Source organism: Bacillus sp. ISL-35, assembly GCF_018613355.1.
GTDB lineage: Bacteria > Bacillota > Bacilli > Bacillales > Cytobacillaceae > Mesobacillus.
The window spans coordinates 1-15,907 of sequence record NZ_JAGGQK010000026.1 but is presented as its reverse complement, the minus strand read 5'-3'; the positions used below and the strand labels follow the sequence as shown (position 1 = coordinate 15,907).

General features: G+C 40.2%; 15 protein-coding genes and 1 pseudogene. 14 read left to right on the top strand and 2 right to left on the bottom strand.

All coding sequences use genetic code 11. The features are described 5' to 3' along the window. The first annotated feature begins 3 nt into the window (after positions 1-3). The 10 genes from J7E38_RS22535 to J7E38_RS22490 all read left to right on the top strand — a co-directional run bounded on the left by J7E38_RS22535 (position 4) and on the right by J7E38_RS22490 (position 10,147). On the top strand, positions 4-1,023 hold the full coding sequence (locus J7E38_RS22535; RefSeq protein ID WP_214710039.1) for an STAS domain-containing protein: 1,020 nt from the start codon (positions 4-6) through the stop codon (positions 1,021-1,023). 157 nt (positions 1,024-1,180) lie between these two features. Then, positions 1,181-1,606, top strand: coding sequence for a DMT family transporter (locus tag J7E38_RS22530; protein ID WP_214710037.1), 426 nt, complete (start codon positions 1,181-1,183; stop codon positions 1,604-1,606). Positions 1,607-1,633: 27 nt separating this feature from the next. After that, a complete protein-coding gene (locus tag J7E38_RS22525) occupies positions 1,634-2,323 on the top strand; it encodes a Crp/Fnr family transcriptional regulator (RefSeq protein ID WP_215038971.1) in 690 nt (229 codons plus the stop codon). An 18-nt stretch (positions 2,324-2,341) separates the two neighbouring features. After that, complete coding sequence (locus J7E38_RS22520) at positions 2,342-2,836, top strand: DMT family transporter (protein WP_214710034.1); 495 nt, start codon at positions 2,342-2,344, stop codon at positions 2,834-2,836. 144 nt (positions 2,837-2,980) lie between these two features. Continuing rightward, entirely contained in the window at positions 2,981-3,808 is an 828-nt protein-coding gene (locus tag J7E38_RS24395; RefSeq protein WP_214710032.1) for an STAS domain-containing protein, read from the top strand. A gap of 96 nt (positions 3,809-3,904) precedes the next feature. Then, positions 3,905-4,642 (top strand): phosphatase PAP2 family protein, encoded by a 738-nt coding sequence (locus J7E38_RS22510; RefSeq protein ID WP_214710030.1) that lies wholly within the window; start codon positions 3,905-3,907, stop codon positions 4,640-4,642. Between the two features lie 71 nt (positions 4,643-4,713). Beyond that, entirely contained in the window at positions 4,714-5,757 is a 1,044-nt protein-coding gene (locus J7E38_RS22505) for a methyl-accepting chemotaxis protein (protein WP_214710028.1), read from the top strand. 910 nt (positions 5,758-6,667) lie between these two features. After that, positions 6,668-7,816: a M20 metallopeptidase family protein gene (locus J7E38_RS22500; protein WP_214710026.1), complete on the top strand. Its 1,149-nt coding sequence runs from the start codon at positions 6,668-6,670 to the stop codon at positions 7,814-7,816. A gap of 132 nt (positions 7,817-7,948) precedes the next feature. Continuing rightward, entirely contained in the window at positions 7,949-9,409 is a 1,461-nt protein-coding gene (locus J7E38_RS22495; protein ID WP_214710024.1) for a substrate-binding domain-containing protein, read from the top strand. Positions 9,410-9,649: 240 nt separating this feature from the next. Beyond that, positions 9,650-10,147, top strand: coding sequence for a DinB family protein (locus J7E38_RS22490; RefSeq protein WP_214710022.1), 498 nt, complete (start codon positions 9,650-9,652; stop codon positions 10,145-10,147). A 133-nt stretch (positions 10,148-10,280) separates the two neighbouring features. Here the strand turns inward: J7E38_RS22490 and J7E38_RS22485 are convergent, their stop codons facing one another. Continuing rightward, positions 10,281-11,225 (bottom strand): aldo/keto reductase family protein, encoded by a 945-nt coding sequence (locus tag J7E38_RS22485; RefSeq protein WP_214710020.1) that lies wholly within the window; start codon positions 11,223-11,225, stop codon positions 10,281-10,283. A gap of 644 nt (positions 11,226-11,869) precedes the next feature. Here J7E38_RS22485 and J7E38_RS22480 point away from each other — a divergent pair. From J7E38_RS22480 to J7E38_RS22470, 3 genes and pseudogenes are all read left to right on the top strand, one after another. Beyond that, positions 11,870-12,394, top strand: coding sequence for a ribonuclease H-like YkuK family protein (locus J7E38_RS22480; protein ID WP_214710018.1), 525 nt, complete (start codon positions 11,870-11,872; stop codon positions 12,392-12,394). A 374-nt stretch (positions 12,395-12,768) separates the two neighbouring features. Beyond that, positions 12,769-12,897, top strand: a pseudogene (locus J7E38_RS24515) (excalibur calcium-binding domain-containing protein); the annotation flags it as partial. Positions 12,898-13,147: 250 nt separating this feature from the next. Further along, positions 13,148-14,086, top strand: coding sequence for a DNA/RNA non-specific endonuclease (locus J7E38_RS22470; RefSeq protein ID WP_214710014.1), 939 nt, complete (start codon positions 13,148-13,150; stop codon positions 14,084-14,086). A 237-nt stretch (positions 14,087-14,323) separates the two neighbouring features. Here J7E38_RS22470 and J7E38_RS22465 read toward each other — a convergent pair whose 3' ends face one another. Continuing rightward, the gene (locus J7E38_RS22465; protein WP_214710012.1) at positions 14,324-14,794 is read right to left on the bottom strand and encodes a DinB family protein; all 471 of its coding nucleotides are present in this window, start codon (positions 14,792-14,794) and stop codon (positions 14,324-14,326) included. A 235-nt stretch (positions 14,795-15,029) separates the two neighbouring features. On the opposite strand from J7E38_RS22465, the gene J7E38_RS22460 reads away from it, so the two are divergent. Further along, the gene (locus J7E38_RS22460) at positions 15,030-15,800 is read left to right on the top strand and encodes an SDR family oxidoreductase (RefSeq protein ID WP_214710010.1); all 771 of its coding nucleotides are present in this window, start codon (positions 15,030-15,032) and stop codon (positions 15,798-15,800) included. Positions 15,801-15,907: the final 107 nt, after the last annotated feature.

Here is a 15,907-nt window from a genome sequence, read left to right as displayed (position 1 = left end):
AATATGGGGAATCCTAATTATCAGATAAAAGTTAATAAAAATGAGTTTGTATGGAATAGCCAGGAAGGGGAGCTAACATTTGATGGAGCTCCTGCTTTGTTGTTCTGGGATTCGGCGATTGAGCTGTTTCTGAAAACAATTGAAGAAATTTCCGGAAATGATGTGTCGAAGACTGTCTATGAAGTGACCGGTTTTCGAATGGGACAACTGGTAAGCTCGTATTATGAGGGCAGAACAGATGTCGTAGAGCTTTTGAATGAATACAGTGATATTTATAGGAGTGCTGGATGGGGAATTTTTGAGATTCATGACTACTCTTTTGAAGAGAAAAGAGCTGTCATAAGAATCCGAAACAGCTGGGAACACCGGATTTTTAAGCTCGCTGCTGAAAATAAAGTAGGCGTTCTGCTTCCGAGCCATTGGGCCGGCATTTTAAGTGGACTTTTTCAGCAGGACATGTGGTACAAAATGACGAAAAGCCAGCTGGAAGGCCATGAATATGATGAAGTGGAGATTTTTCCTTCGAACATAACGATTTCGCAAAATATCCATGAATTAGCGAGAAAGAAAGAACAGGAAAGCATCCTCGAATTAGAAAAAAAGGTAGAAGAGCGGACCGAAGAGCTGTCCTCATTGGTTCAAGAGCTGTCCTCCCCAATTATTCCTGTCCTAAAAGACATTCTCGTTATCCCGTTAATTGGCAAGTACAACGAAGAGCGGATCAGCAACATGACCGAGAAATCACTTATAGAATTCACGAGGCTGAAGGCTAAATACCTGTTAATCGATTTAACAGCAATCAAGCAGGTTGATAGTTATTCCATCCACGGAATTCAAAAATTAATCCAGGCAATCAGACTGATTGGCGGCCAATGCTTCATTGTTGGTGTGTCATCGGAATTGAGCATTCAAATCTTGAGTTCCAATGTTAATCTCGAAGGAATACAATCCTTTTCCAGTCTGCAGCAGGGCGTAGAGTACGCAATCCAGCAGAATGGCTATGAATTGGTGAAAAAGAAATAATAGAAGGCTGGACTGGAGCATTTGACTTCTAGTTCAGCCTTTTCTTTTGAACCTCTCTTCTTTAAAATAGTTTTTGTAAATTTGGGACATATGTCCTTCCTGAATTCTCTGTTCTGTCTTTTAATGAACATATACATTAGGATTGAGGAGAGAAGAAATGAAGGGTATTATTTTTGCGGTTATAGGGGGAGCGTTCATCACCTTGCAAGGAGTAGCCAATTCGAGGATCAGCCAGGATATTGGCACATGGCAGACGGCCACAATCACACAATTTGCAGGGTTCTTATTGGCATTAGTGATTTTATTGGTTTCAGGTAAAGGGAAATTCCAGGGGTTTTCAAAAGTACGCCCCCTTTATTTAATTGGCGGTACATTTGGAGCGATTGTCGTATTTGGGAATGTCACTGCGATCCATTTTATTGGAGTCACTCTAACCGTCTCAGCGATGTTGATTTCCCAGCTTGGAATGACAGTCTTGATTGACCAGAATGGCTGGTTTGAAATCAAAAAGCAAAAAATGAAAATGTCACAGATAATCGGTATTACAATGATGGTTGCCGGAGTGATGGTTCTCGGTATGTAACAAAAGGGAAGGATTGTGGATAGGAAAATGGAATATGCTGATCAACTTGAGGATTTCTTGAGGTCCGGTGAGATTTCTCCTTTGTTTAATGAAGAAATCCTCCCTTACTTATCACTTTACCATTTTAAAAAAGGGGAATTGATTTGTTCTCAGGGCGAGGCTGCTGAGTTCTTATACATCCTGGTAAAAGGAAAGGTGAAGATTTACACCACTTCCGAAGAGGGTAAGACACTGATTCTGTCATTTAAAACACCTCTCGAAGTGATTGGGGACATTGAATATGTCCAGGAAATCGACACCATCAATACCGTGGAAGCTGTGACTCCCGTCGTCATGATCGGAGTAAAGCAAAGTGCTGCCAGACAGTTCTTGAAGAATCATCCACCCTTCATGCAATTTTTGCTTGAAATCATTACACGGAAATTCTATATCAAATCCCAATTCATGCGCCACAATATTTTATACCCTGTGGAGACAAGGTTAGCAAGCTACCTTGTATCAGTCGCCTATGATGAAAATGACGCACTGGTCAATGGAAATGTCAGCACATCCAATCTCATGGATATCGCCAATCTGATTGGAACGAGTTACAGACACCTTAATCGGGTCATCAAACAATTCTGTGCTGCCGGACTGGTAGAGCGCAACAAAGGGACAATTCTGATAAAAGATCTTGAAGGGCTCAAGTTAGCAGCGAAGGAAAATCTTTATGAGTGATAAGTAGGAGGCTATACAATGTTAATAGGTTTATTATCTGCCATAATTGCAGGCGCACTTGTCGGCATGCAAAATATTTTCAACAGCAAGGTCAATGAAAAAGCAGGATCCTGGGCGACCACAACCCTGGTTTTAGGGCTCGGATCTCTGGCTTCCTTCATCATCGGCCTGTTTTTTGAAGGCCGGGAGATTTTTAATTTGGCGAATATGCAATGGTGGTATTGGTTCAGCGGTATCCTTGGAATTGGAGTAATTGCTGGAATCGTGCAGGCAATCAGATTTCTCGGACCGACATTCGCCATCTCCATCGTATTGACATCGCAACTTGGATTCGCAGTTTTATGGGATTCACTCGGCTGGATGGGTCTTGATAAAGTTCCTTTTACTGAAAAACAATTGCTTGGTGTCCTCATCATCATAGCAGGTGTAATCGTTTTTAAATGGAGTGAAGGAAGAGGAGAAAAAGAAGCTACTGTTTCCTCAAACCAGCGTAAAAACGCAGAGATAATATAAATAAGACCGATTTTTTACGACAGTTTAGAACTGTCGTTTTATTTTTGTCTTTTTATATTGCTTCAGTTAATATTATTATCTAATGATACAAACATGGTATAATCTTTAAAAGAAAAAGCGGAACAATTAATAGGAGCTGAAAAAGTGAAGCCAATCGAAAGATTTTCCCGATACCTTATTGAAAATGCTGAAAAGATCAGCAAGGAAATTACTGACTATAATCTGAAAAAACTAGACATAGAACTACCTGACGAAATAATTTCCGAGTCCATAAAAACAAACACTGAATTCCTGGGGTTTTTGGGGGAGACATTAAATCTTTCGAACGAGACGGTGGCAGAGAGGTTTATTCATTGGCATAGAGAAAAACAGCTGAAGCAAAAGCAATTTCAGTATGCATCCCTAGAGCTAGAGAGCATCATAAAACCTTATGCAGAAACTCGCCTGCAGTTGATCGAAATGCTTACGAACGTTTCAGTAAGTGAAGGACTTTCGACTGAAGATGCCGTTTACGTCAATAGCCGACTTAGTTATCTGTTGGATCTAAGCATCACTGAGACGATCCTCGAGCGTGAAAGACAAGCGCAAGATCTGAATAAAAAGAACGAGCGTATTATATCCGAGTTGTCCTCGCCAATCGTCCCAATTGAAAAAGGAATGGCAATTCTTCCGTTGATTGGTGAATTCGATTATGAACGCAGCGACTATATCATGACCCACGTAATCCCGAAAATCAGTGAACTGAGAATCAAGACATTAATTATTGATTTTTCAGGAATTGCAACGATTGACGGTGAAATTGCAGCACGGATCTTCAATATCCATAAAGTCCTGAAACTGATCGGAATCGAGACGATGCTAACAGGAATCCGTGCAGATCTCGCAATTGATGTCATTAATACTGGCATCGATTTTTCAAAATTGGACACTTACGGAACCGTCCAGCAGGCGATTTTATCCTATGGAAAATAATACGAGGAACGAACGGCAGTGGCTAAGCTGCCGTTTTTTGTTTGCCATTATTTTAAAAAGGGAACTTCTATTGTGTAGATTGGAGGGAAATGTTAAATGAATGATCACAAGAAAACAAAAGCGAAAAATACGCTTCTTCCGGTCCTCCTGGTTGCAGCCGGTTTAGGAGTGTCCATCGCTTTTCTATACTTATTCGCAGAACTAGCTGAAGAAATGCTAGAATCCGAAGTGGAAAGTTTTGATAATAGCATCATTGGTTTTTTCCATCATTTCGCAACAGACACACTGGATGTAATCATGTTTTGGATAACAGAATCAGGTTCAATTTGGTTCCTTAGCATTTTCTCGCTACTTTTCCTTTCATTCTTATGGTTAAAAAAGAGAGACAAATGGAGCATTCTATTTTTCATCATTGCCATTGGAGGAGGCGGCCTGCTGACAAAGCTGCTGAAACTATACTTTGGAAGAGAACGGCCGTCCATCGACGAGGCAATCGACGCGATCGGTTACAGCTTTCCAAGCGGCCACTCAATGGGTTCCTTGCTTTTCTACGGATTCCTGGGTTATTACTTACTTCGCTCGAACTTGAAAAAAAGAATCAAATGGATTGCATTTTACCTATGTGGATTGATGCCTATCCTTATCGGAATGAGCAGGATTTATCTCGGAGCTCATTATCCGAGCGACGTTATCGCCGGCTATCTCGCTGGAGGCATCTGGCTGATTTTATGTATTCTCGCATTGGAGTACGTGAAGTGGAGAAGTGCTTCACAAAGGAAACCAATCAGGGCATTTAAGGAGTTTATTGGCCGGCAGTTGGATCATAAATTATAATGGCCAATTATTTTAGCTGTAAATGGTCACTGTTTGGTGCTGGGATAGACTGAGGTTCTTTAGCCGGTTTTATGGTTACTGTGATAAATATCACAACGAGCTGTTCCTGTTATTGCTATAATTTTCATGCAAATAGGGAGAAAGCGTGGGAAGATAGAATGCTGACAACGTTGAAGCGGTTAAAGGTAGCTGAAGGGGAAAAACAGGCACTTCAAAATAAAGTAGACGAATTGTATGCTCAGTTTGGAGAAAAGGAAGCTTTTTTTCAGGCTTTTATGGAAAAATTCGCGCTGGAATTGGGGAACACGATTTCTCAGCATGAACTGGTTAATGATCAACATTATGTATTGGGGAGTATGGTCGGTCAGATTAAAACCCACTTTGATAAAGTGAATGAGATTAGTAAGGATTCTGTCCATCATGCAGCAGGGCATGCTGGTAAAGGTCATGGCTTAATCAGTTCATCAAAAGAGATGGTCGAAAAATCAGCTGAAGGCGGCGAAATGGTCCGGCAGGTCGAACAGTTGATTAATCAAGTTGGGGAAATTTCTGATCAGGCATTTCAGAATATGAAGAAACTAAATGAACGATCGAAGGAAATTGAAATGATCGTCCAGGTCATAAAGGAAATTGCCGACCAGACGAACCTTCTTGCTTTGAATGCATCGATTGAAGCAGCGAGGGCAGGAGAGCATGGCAATGGTTTTGCAGTGGTCGCCGAAGAGGTGCGCAAGCTTGCCGAGAATACAGCGAAAAGCACAAATGATATCGGCTTGCTCACAGCCAACATCCAGAGCGAAATAGAGGAAACTATGGATTCGACAACATCCAGTGCAAAGTTGATCCACCAGAGCATTAATTTAAGCAAGAATGCATCAGCTGGAATGGAATACATATCTTCGGTTATCCAAAAAGTAAAGTCAGAAGTCGGGGAAGTCATCGTGGAGATCGAGCATCAAAAGGACAGCTCAAACCAGGTTATGGACGAACTTACCCAAACAAAAATCTTGTTTGATCAAGTAAACGAACTGATTCAGCAGCATATAGAAGAAGCAAGCAAAGTGGATATAAAACTGGAAGAAACGAATAAGCAGATTGACAGTTTCACTTTATAAAAAGAGATTAAATCAGGCGACAGGATGTAACTGTCGTCTTTTGCTTTTGATGGCAGGAGAACAACCTGCTGTATTGAGAAAAAATAGTGAAGATAAAACAGATGACAGTGCAACCAAGCGCAGCTTCGGGCAATATATTGATGAAACGCGAGTAGTTGTCCGAACATCGTACGACTTTATACTAATACCTTGTGAAAGAGCAAGAGTCTGGCAGAAGTAAGCTAATCTTCAGCAATAATGACAAGTGGAAAGCGAAAAAATGTCTAAACCTGTGGCGACTTTGGACAAAGTTCCGATGAAAGAGCAAGAATTTGTCCGAAGTGAGGTCAGCTTCAGACAAAAGGGCAGGTAGATAGTAAAAAAATGTCCGAACTTGTGTCGACTTCGGACAAAGTTCCGATGAAAGAGCAAGAATTTGTCTGAAGTGAGGTCAGCTTCAGACAAAAGTACAGGTAGATAGTAAAAAAATGTCCGAACCCGGGGCGATTTCGGACAAAGTTCAAATGAAAGAGCAAGAATTTGTCCGAAGTAAGGTCAGCTTCAGACAAAAGGGCAGGTAGATAGTAAAAAAAATGTCCGAACTTGTGGCGACTTCGGACAAAGTTCCGATGAATGAGCAAGAATTTGTCCGAAGTGAGATCAGCTTCAGACAAAAGGGCAGCCAGAAAGCAAAAAAATGTCCGAACCCGGGGCGACTTCGGACAGAGTTCTGATGCAAGAGCAAGGAAATGTCCGAAGTAATGTGAGCTTCAGACAAAAACACAGGAGAGATAACTAGTAAAACATCCAACAGCAAAGCAGTGTCTTCTATAAGTTTTCTATTCAATTTTCAAAAACATAGATGTATAATTACATTATTGTTTTGTATATTTATAAATCAGTAACAATAGATACATAGGGGGACATAGGGATGTCATATTTATCGGATCACCTAATAAAGCAGGCCGTGCAGGACCGCCGTTATCTTCATCAGCATCCGGAGTTATCTGGTGAAGAATTTGAAACTAGTAAATATATTCGAACCAGGCTTGAAGCTCTGGAAATTGAAATATTGGACTTCGAGGCTCCGAGTGTTGTCGGATTTGTAAAAGGAAGAACCGGAGAAAAGACGCTCGCGTTAAGGGCTGACATTGATGCTTTACCGATGCAGGAGGAGGGAGATAAACCATATCTTTCAAAGATTCCTGGCGTGGCACATACATGCGGGCATGATGGTCATACGGCCGTGCTATTGGCAGTGGCGGAATGGATTGTGAATAACAGGGAAGAAGTAGACCATAATATACTGCTTATTTTTCAATCATCAGAGGAAATCACGCCAAGCGGTGCGGAATATCTGGTCAATCAGGGAGTGCTAGATAATGTTGACGCGATTTTTGGCCTCCATTTATGGCAGGGCATGAAAACGGGAAGGCTTGGTCTAGCACATGGACCGCAAATGGCTTCTTGCGATGATTTTGAAATTACCATTGAGGGCTATGGAGGACACGGGGCATCACCGCACGAAACGGTGGACCCGATTTATGTGGCATCCCATGTTATGCAGGCACTGCACGGAATTGTGAGCAGAAAGCTGAATCCAATCACACCGGGTGTCATTACCATCGGAAAAATCGAAGCCGGTTCTACTTATAATATTATCCCCGGTTCCGCCTCGCTTCATGGAACGGTTCGAGGTTTAACACTTGAAGCAGTCCAGACGATGCGCTCACAGATTGAAAAGCTTACTGAGGGGATCTGTTCGGCATTCGGCGCAAAGGGGAAAGTCGATTTCATTTTGGGGACGCCTCCACTGGTTAACGATATAAAACAAAGCAATTTTGTCGAAGGGGTAATCAAATCTGCTTATGGAGATGACCAATTCGAACTTGTCCAGCCGGGTATGGGAGCAGAGGATTTCTCGCATTACCTGCTTCACAAACCAGGAGCATTTGTATTCGTTGGAATGGGTGGTGAAAAAAGCGCCTACCCGCATCACCATCCGAAGTTTGATATAGATGAAGAAGCCTTGCCACTTGCCATCCAGTTGTTTGTTGAGATCGTGAAGGCTTATAACTAAGGGATTAAATCAAAACAGGCAAAATCAATTTTAAAATTGGTTTTGCCTTTGTTTTTTTATTATTCTTATTTACCAAATTATTTATTTAGTGTAAAATTACACTAAATAAATAAGCGTTAGGGATGTGTGGACATGAAAAAAGATGCAGGTTCGTTGATTGTCTATATCGTGGTTTTGCCAATTTTTCTATCATTTTTGGGATTTGCTGTTTTACCGATTGAGAGATTTGGCCCGCCGCTTTTGCTTTTGATAGTCTCAATCATTGCAATTGCCACTGGAATTTATCATGGAAAAAAATCCAGTGCCGAAACCTTTTACGCACGGTATCTTCCCGTTTATGTACCGCTTTTTACAACAGTTTTACTGGCCACTGTAGGGATGATCGGGTCAAAAGGTTTCTTCGGTCATGATATCTGGACGTTTTTCGTATTTGCCCTTTTCCCATTCCTGCCCAACTCTTTTATCTCTGCTATGATGGGTGAATTTCTATTGGTATTTGCTGTCCCATTTGCATATTATCTCTTCTTTTTGGTTGGTTTTTTCATAGCAGAACGGCGAAAAAGTACAAAGGTGGCAATCAGTAAATTTCGCATGGGGGGAAGCATTGCCATCCTTCTCGTTTTCTTTGCCATCAGCGGCGCTATCTACATGGAAAGAGCCAAGTTTGTATTGCCACCTTCTTATGGTTTTGAGTACGGGAACGGCTTTTCAAGTGTTGACCTGGAGCCGTATACTGTGAGCAATCCAAATAATAAGCTCCCTAAACTAAAAGAACCAGCCAGCTTTATGGTGGAAAACCAGGATGAAATGCCGGTGTTGGATGGCGCAGAGGCTGCGTTTCCAGTTTATTCAGCGTTCGCAAACGCTACATATAAAAACATTTCTTACCAGTCAACACTTCCGACTGGGGAGGAGATTGTGAGTTTTACCAATACGATTTATGCGTTTGAAAGACTTCTTTCAGGTGAGGTGGACATCTTTTTCGGCGCCCAGCCATCCGCCGCTCAGCAAAGCCTGGCTGAAAGCAAAGGAAAGGAACTCGTTCTTACACCGATTGGAAAGGAAGCATTTGTATTTTTCGTAAATGAAAAAAACCCGATAAATGGTTTGTCATCAGAAATGATCCGCTCGATTTATTCTGGCAGAATCACCCACTGGAGTGAGATAGGCGGAATGGATGAGAAAATCCTTGCGTTCCAGCGGCCTGCTGATTCCGGCAGCCAGACGATCATGGAAAAATTCATGGGGGAAGCGCCTTTGATGCCGGCTTTGAAAGAAGAGGTAGCAGGGATGGGAGACCTGATGGAGGAAGTAGCAAGCTATCGGAACTATAATCATTCATTAGGATACTCATTCCGATTTTTTGCGACAGGCATGAATCCAAATGAAAATATTAAGCTGCTTTCTCTTGATGGAATCGAACCATCAAAAGAGAATATAGCAAACGGTACCTATCCATATGTCGTCAATCTATATGCAATTACTTTAAAAGACAATCCGAAAAAAACAATCCAACCCATGCTTGAATGGATGCAGGGACCCCAGGGACAATACCTAGTTGAAGAGGTAGGGTATATTTCTTTCGGGGAATAAGAATTCTGAAAGGCTGAACTATTGAAATAAAGATTCAACCTTTACACTTACTTTTGGAATTAAAAAACAAGGTACCTATTCGTTCTTTATCCCTTCTTCCATAGGTTTTCTTCGAATAATGGATTATACATCGTCATAAAGAAATAAGGGAGAATAAACATGGCTCCCATAAAAGATGTATAGAACTAAGGAGAAGGGTCAAGTGCAGAATAAAAAGCAAGAGTTCAAGGAGGCAATACTATGAAGTTAAATGAATTATTACTCCATGATTTTTTGAACACTTATAATCGTGAGGATTGGTACCCACCATTACTGGATGCACTAAAAGGGGTCACTTATTCTGATGCAGTCTGGAAGCCTCAGGAAGGAAACGTGAATTGTATAGCCGAAATTGTCAGTCATCTTCTTTATTTTCAGGAACGGCTGTTGAGAAGACTAACTGACAGCATCGGTCAGTTCCAGGAAGCTTCAGAGAACGACGAAACGTTTCGAAAAGCACATAAATGGAGCGAGGAAGAGTGGGAAAGCCTTTTAAAAAAGGTATATAAAACAAACCATGACCTGCACGTGTTATTCGAACACATGACAGACGAGGGCACCCAATTTAAATTTAAAGAGCTTACAGCAGCCGAAATGATTTCAGGAGTAACGCGACATAATGCACATCATATCGGACAAATCGTTATGCTTAGAAAACTGCATGGGAGTTGGCCTGCTACGAGGAAGTTTATTTTTTGATCAGGTCAGAGTATTTTTGTATTATGTTTCATCATTTTTTCCATTACTAACTGGTTTGGAAACTATTAAATATAAATAAACCAAAGGATACCTTGGCAAAAACGGAATCCTTTGGTTTTTATTTTGGTTTTTATCAATCGTTAAGGATTTCAGTGATTCTCTCAAGAACATCATTGGACAATTTTACCCCTGAGGCTTTTACGTTTTCCTCAAGCTGTTGCGGGCGGCTTGCGCCTACAATGGCACTTGATACGTTTGGCTGTCTTAAGATCCAGGCAATTGAGAGTTGTGCTAATGATAAATTTTCATCAGCTGCTATGGATTTCAACTGGTCCACTTTTTCAAGATTTTGTTGTGTGAGGATATGGGACATATTTGTATTCTGCTGTGCTGCACGGCTGCCTTCTGGTGCCAACTGGTCTTTTGAGTACTTTCCTGTCAGCACGCCCTGTGCTAGCGGGGAGAAAACAACCTGGCCAATTCCATGCTTTTCGCTGACCGGGATGATTTCTTTTTCAATATTACGGTGCAGCATGCTGTAATTCGGCTGATTGACGACTATTCTGTCCAGCAGCTTTTTATCCGCCAGATGGACTGCTTCGGTAATTTGTTCAGCTGTCCATTCACTTACACCAAGATAAAGTACCTTTCCCTGTCTCACTAGATCATCAAGAGCACGCAAGGTTTCCTCCAGCGGAGTCTCCTGATGGTAGCGATGGCAATAATAGATATCGATATAATCCATGCCCAGTCTCTTCAAGCTTGCATCACATTGCTCGATAATATGCTTGCGGGAAAGGCCCTGATCGTTCGGGCCATCTCCCATTTTGCCAAAAACCTTCGTTGCCAGCACATAAGAACTTCTAGGATATTTAGACAATGCCTTGCCGACAACCTTTTCAGCCTCGCCGCGGATATAGACATTAGCCGTATCAAAGAAATTAATTCCTGATTCGTACGCTAAATCAATCGAATCAACCGCATTTTGCTCTTCCACATACCCGCCATATGTAAGCCAGCTGCCAAGACTAATTTCACTTACTTTCAACCCCGTGTTGCCTAAGCGACGATATTCCATTTAATAGCCTCCCGTTTTTAGAATTTACTTAATACTTACACTATAAAACAGGATAGGTGATAGGTCTATTATTTTATTTCGGAATTCGAAAGAAAGGAGGCCTATAGCATTTTGAATTGTTCATTTATAGTAAATTATAAGACCGTGTTCGATTTATGCGAACATACATTCCTGTGGCATGATTATCTATGTACAGCAAATGCGGGGTGGACAGCGGTCATTCCTCACTTTCTTAGGAAAGGGAGTGCCGCTGATGGTTACGTACGAAGGAATGAACATGATGATGATTAGTTTTGCTGCTTTAGTCATTGCCGTAGTCACATTAGGTATTTCTGCAAACAAAAAGAAATGACCTACCCTGCAACGCCCATTGTTTGAGTAGGTCATTTCTTATTCACACTAGTCGCGCTGCACTTCAAGCAGCTTGCTGTACATCTGAGTTTCCGTTTGCACCCGGAAGCTCTTTTTTAAATTTATGGACTTTATAGTTTTATTGTAAACATTCTAAAAGCAAAATGTAAATATTTTCGCAAATGACAAGCTTCGCGATTTAATCAGTTTAGAAAGAATTAGAAATGCTGATAACCAACTTTATCGCAGCATATAAATGAGTAAAACCTTTCTCCGAAATGCAGGTGAATGAAATGAAACTCCAAAAAGGTTTTCAGAATTTGACAAAACGGAATATGGAATTTGAAGAGGTCTTCCAGCATATCCTGTCGTTCATCAAAGTGCAGCCAAATGGCAACCACAGATTGATCATTGGCACGGACTCTCAAGTACATGGTTCCTACACGCGCTTTATCACAGGAGTGGTCATACAACGTGAAGGCAAAGGTGTTTGGGCTTGCTACCGTGCCGTTAATATATCAAGGAAAATTGAAACCTTACAGGAGAAGATTTCGTTGGAAACAAACTTCACGCAGGAAGTTGCCTGCATGTTCACTCCGCAAAAACAAAAACAAATAATCGACCTATTGCTGCCATATGTTAAAAAGGGTGCCAGTTTTAAGATGGTGGGACATTTGGATCTTGGGCTGGGGGCAAAAAATAAAACCAGAATATATGTGGATGAAATGATTAAGCGTATCGAATCAGTCGGGCTCGAAGCACAAATCAAACCTGATTCATTTGTGGCTTCAAGTTATGCGAACAGGTATACAAAATAAGGGCTAACCCGGTATACATGATACTCCTTTTTGCTATGGCAACGAAAAGAAAACTGATCAACATTAATATGAAAGATTAAGATTATTAAAATATTATGGGGGTCAACGAGTTGAAAAAGTATTTAGTAGGTTTATTGGCTTTATTTTTGATTTTCAGTTTAGTTGCTTGTTCTTCTGAAAGTCCAGAAACCTCAAAAGCAGAGGATAGAAATGAGGAAAAGGGTTCTGAGGAGAAAGCGAAGGCGGAAGCAGAAGCGAAGGCGAAGGTGGAAGCAGAAGCCAAAGCGAAGGCGGAAGCAGAAGCCCAAGCGAAGGCGGAGGCAGAAGCCAAAGCAAAGGCAGAAGCAGAAGCACAAGCAGCTGCAGCTTCAAGTGGAGAAACAGAGGACTTTGCCAATTGTACTGAACTGAGGAAAAAATATCCAAACGGTGTGCCTTCTGATCATCCAGCCTATAAACCTAAAATGGATAGAGATAAAGATAATTTTGCTTGTGAAAGATAGATAATTATCTCTAAGCAGATTCCTTTCAGGTCAAATAAAGATTTATGTTAATAATTGATAAAGAAATTCAAGAAATTATCCCTTCTCTTAATTTGAGAAGGGATAAAATTTTAGATTTAAAAAAACTTCGAACACAGTACCCACAGAAATAATGTTAATATTGGAATATACTATTAGCAATAGGCTAACAAGGTTAATGTTCCGGATCTCACTAAATGACACTCGGGAACTATTATAGGAGAGTACTAAAATGAAAAAGAAAATGAATTATTTAATCTTACTTTTAACGATTATTTCAATGGTTGGTTGTAGCAATGTAAAAGATGCATCCAATACGGATCGAGATACAGATCCACAAAAAGTAACTACAGTTAATACAACCGAAAACAGTGAAAAAGAAGAAAAGAACACTACGGATGTTGATGAAACAGTAGTAGAGGAAACACAAACTGAGGCAAATGGTGAACTGTTCCCAGGTTACAAACTTATTGAAGTTGATGGCGGTGATTTGTCTGGTAATCGTGAAGCTAACGTCGTCGTCGACATTGGATATGGGGACCGTGAATATTGGGCATTTACTAATGAATACGGACAACTGGTACGTGTCATTGCTGACGAAATCAAACTACAAGATGACCTTAACGAACCTGTAGTATCTTCTGGAAGATACTACGCTGATGAGGCCAAGGTTCCTGGTGTGGAAAGTGACATTTTAGATGAAGGACATATCATTGCTGATTCTCTTGGAGGGGTATCGAATGCTTATAATATTACCCCGCAGGATAGTACGCTCAACCGACATGGTGATCAAGCTTATATGGAGGACGTGATCCGTAAAGCAGGAGGAGCCACAAATTTTGAAGCAATTATCACATATCCGAATACGGTAACGCAGATTCCTTCAAGTTATCAGTATACCTATACTTTAATGGGTAACAAGATTATTGATAAATTTGATAATGTGAACCCTGATGAAGTAAACGAATCACTGGGTTTAACAGGCAGTGAGCCTTCCGAATCAACTAGTTCAAACACAAACGAGGATGTTTCTAGTGTTGATACAGACGGTAATGGACAGGTAACGATTAAAGAAGCCAAAGCAGCAGGTTTTAGCATGCCAATAACGAGTGAGCATTGGCTATACCAATATATGGACGATCGTGACGGGGATGGTATGGTAGGTGAGTAAGCCCCTGGAACTTTGAAATGGTTAATATTTTTTTATATCGTGTCCTAAACTAAAGAACAAGCGACAAAATTAACTCGTCAATTTTTGACGAGTTTTTTGTTGTCGTCATCACACAGATTCTCGGAGCATAAAAGCGTTATGTCTACTAATATTTCTTTTACTGTAACTAAAATGGATATATATGTTAATATAGAATAAAAAGGTACTTCACTATAGTGAAAGCACCTGTACAATAATTTAATCCCAGATTCGTATCCGTGGAACCCCTGCAGTTCTTAAATAATCCAATAGCTGGCCTGTGTGAATTGATTCGTGGTAGGCAATCCGAAGGAGCATATCCCCCAAGTCTCTTATGTATCCTGAATCAGAACGGTCTATCTTTATATTTGTTAAATCTTCCTCAGAAAATGAATTGATTGTGTCGAAGAACTTATTACGATATGGTTCAGCAAACTCCAATTCCGCGCTTACAGTAGTGAAAGGCCTATTTTCGAAAGGTGAAATAAACTCTGAAAGACTCCCTCTATTAATAAGTGCTAGGTGATAATAATGCTCGCTTTCCAGAACATGCCTGATCATTTCTATGCAATTCATGGCTTCATCATCAGGCTTCCATGTAAGTTTTTCTTCAGGAATTGATGTCCACACTTTTATGCTTCTTCTTCGAACTTCATTAAAGTTTAAAATAATTAGGTCAATTGAATTCAAAAAAAACCCTCCCTTAATAGTCATAAATAAATAATACACGAATATATGTTCTGAAGATATTTTTTGTTAAAGTTTTTTTGAAATTTTTTAACGAATTATTACAATGTACCTGTGCAAGTAGGCACTCAAGCAATTAAGCACAGTTTATACTGAATTCCTACTTAAACGAAGAGGGAGGATAGTTGAATTAAAAATCCAACTTCTGAATATGAAAATAAAGAGGAAATCCATTAGAATGGGTGTGTTTACTTTGAGGATATTGGTTACTGGTTCAACAGGACTACTAGGTTCGACTTTACTTAAGCAACTAGAAGGTTCGAATTATGAAGTTAAAATAACTTCAAGAAGAAAACCTGAAGGAGTAGGACATTTCGAGTGGATTTATAGCGATTTATCGTCTGGTGAAGGATTAGAATCTGCAGTAAAAGATGTAGATGTAATTATACACGCAGCAACAAGTCCGATTAAAAATTCAAAAATGGTCGAGGTTTTAGGTTTTAAGGAGTTTTTAGGGAAAATGAACCACATAAAGCATCTTATTTATCCTTCAATTGTTGGGATAGATGAAATACCATTTAAATATTACAAGCAAAAATATGAAGCAGAAGAGTTGTTAAAAAATAGTTCGATCCCTCATACAATTGTACGTGCCACTCAGTTCCACAACTTTGTCGAAAATTTATTTATATCAAAACCACTCTTTAAAAGATATATTGTCCCTGGAAACTTTAAATTTCAAACTGTTGATGTTGGTGAATTTGCCAGTCATCTAATAGGTTTAGTGGAAAAAGATCCACAAGGAAGAGCGGAGGATTTTGGTGGACCAGATATTATGACATTAAAAGAAATGGCTGAACTGAAAATAAAAAAAAATAATGAATCAAATAAAGTTTTAAGTATTTCTTTCCCAGGAAAACTGTACAAATCGATCTCCGAGGGTGAAAATACAAATTCTTTGCGGAAAATGGGGGAAATCACATTCGGGAAATATCTAAGTAATAAGTAGGAATGAAGTAGCTGTACCCCTAATGCACGATGCTGGCAAGTACGGACAGATTGGAAGGCAAAGCGGCTAAAGCAGTCAAGAATCGAATGTTATTTTGACAGGTTGGA

Coding starts and splice junctions, on each gene's coding strand:
- J7E38_RS22480 (WP_214710018.1), top strand. CDS start 11,870: ATGAAACTCCAAAAAGGTTTTCAGAATTTGACAAAACGGAATATGGAA.
- J7E38_RS22500 (WP_214710026.1), top strand. CDS start 6,668: ATGTCATATTTATCGGATCACCTAATAAAGCAGGCCGTGCAGGACCGC.
- J7E38_RS22535 (WP_214710039.1), top strand. CDS start 4: ATGGGGAATCCTAATTATCAGATAAAAGTTAATAAAAATGAGTTTGTA.
- J7E38_RS22510 (WP_214710030.1), top strand. CDS start 3,905: ATGAATGATCACAAGAAAACAAAAGCGAAAAATACGCTTCTTCCGGTC.
- J7E38_RS22485 (WP_214710020.1), bottom strand. CDS start 11,225: ATGGAATATCGTCGCTTAGGCAACACGGGGTTGAAAGTAAGTGAAATT.
- J7E38_RS22460 (WP_214710010.1), top strand. CDS start 15,030: ATGGGTGTGTTTACTTTGAGGATATTGGTTACTGGTTCAACAGGACTA.
- J7E38_RS22525 (WP_215038971.1), top strand. CDS start 1,634: ATGGAATATGCTGATCAACTTGAGGATTTCTTGAGGTCCGGTGAGATT.
- J7E38_RS22490 (WP_214710022.1), top strand. CDS start 9,650: ATGAAGTTAAATGAATTATTACTCCATGATTTTTTGAACACTTATAAT.
- J7E38_RS22470 (WP_214710014.1), top strand. CDS start 13,148: ATGAAAAAGAAAATGAATTATTTAATCTTACTTTTAACGATTATTTCA.
- J7E38_RS22495 (WP_214710024.1), top strand. CDS start 7,949: ATGAAAAAAGATGCAGGTTCGTTGATTGTCTATATCGTGGTTTTGCCA.
- J7E38_RS22530 (WP_214710037.1), top strand. CDS start 1,181: ATGAAGGGTATTATTTTTGCGGTTATAGGGGGAGCGTTCATCACCTTG.
- J7E38_RS22520 (WP_214710034.1), top strand. CDS start 2,342: ATGTTAATAGGTTTATTATCTGCCATAATTGCAGGCGCACTTGTCGGC.
- J7E38_RS22505 (WP_214710028.1), top strand. CDS start 4,714: ATGGTTACTGTGATAAATATCACAACGAGCTGTTCCTGTTATTGCTAT.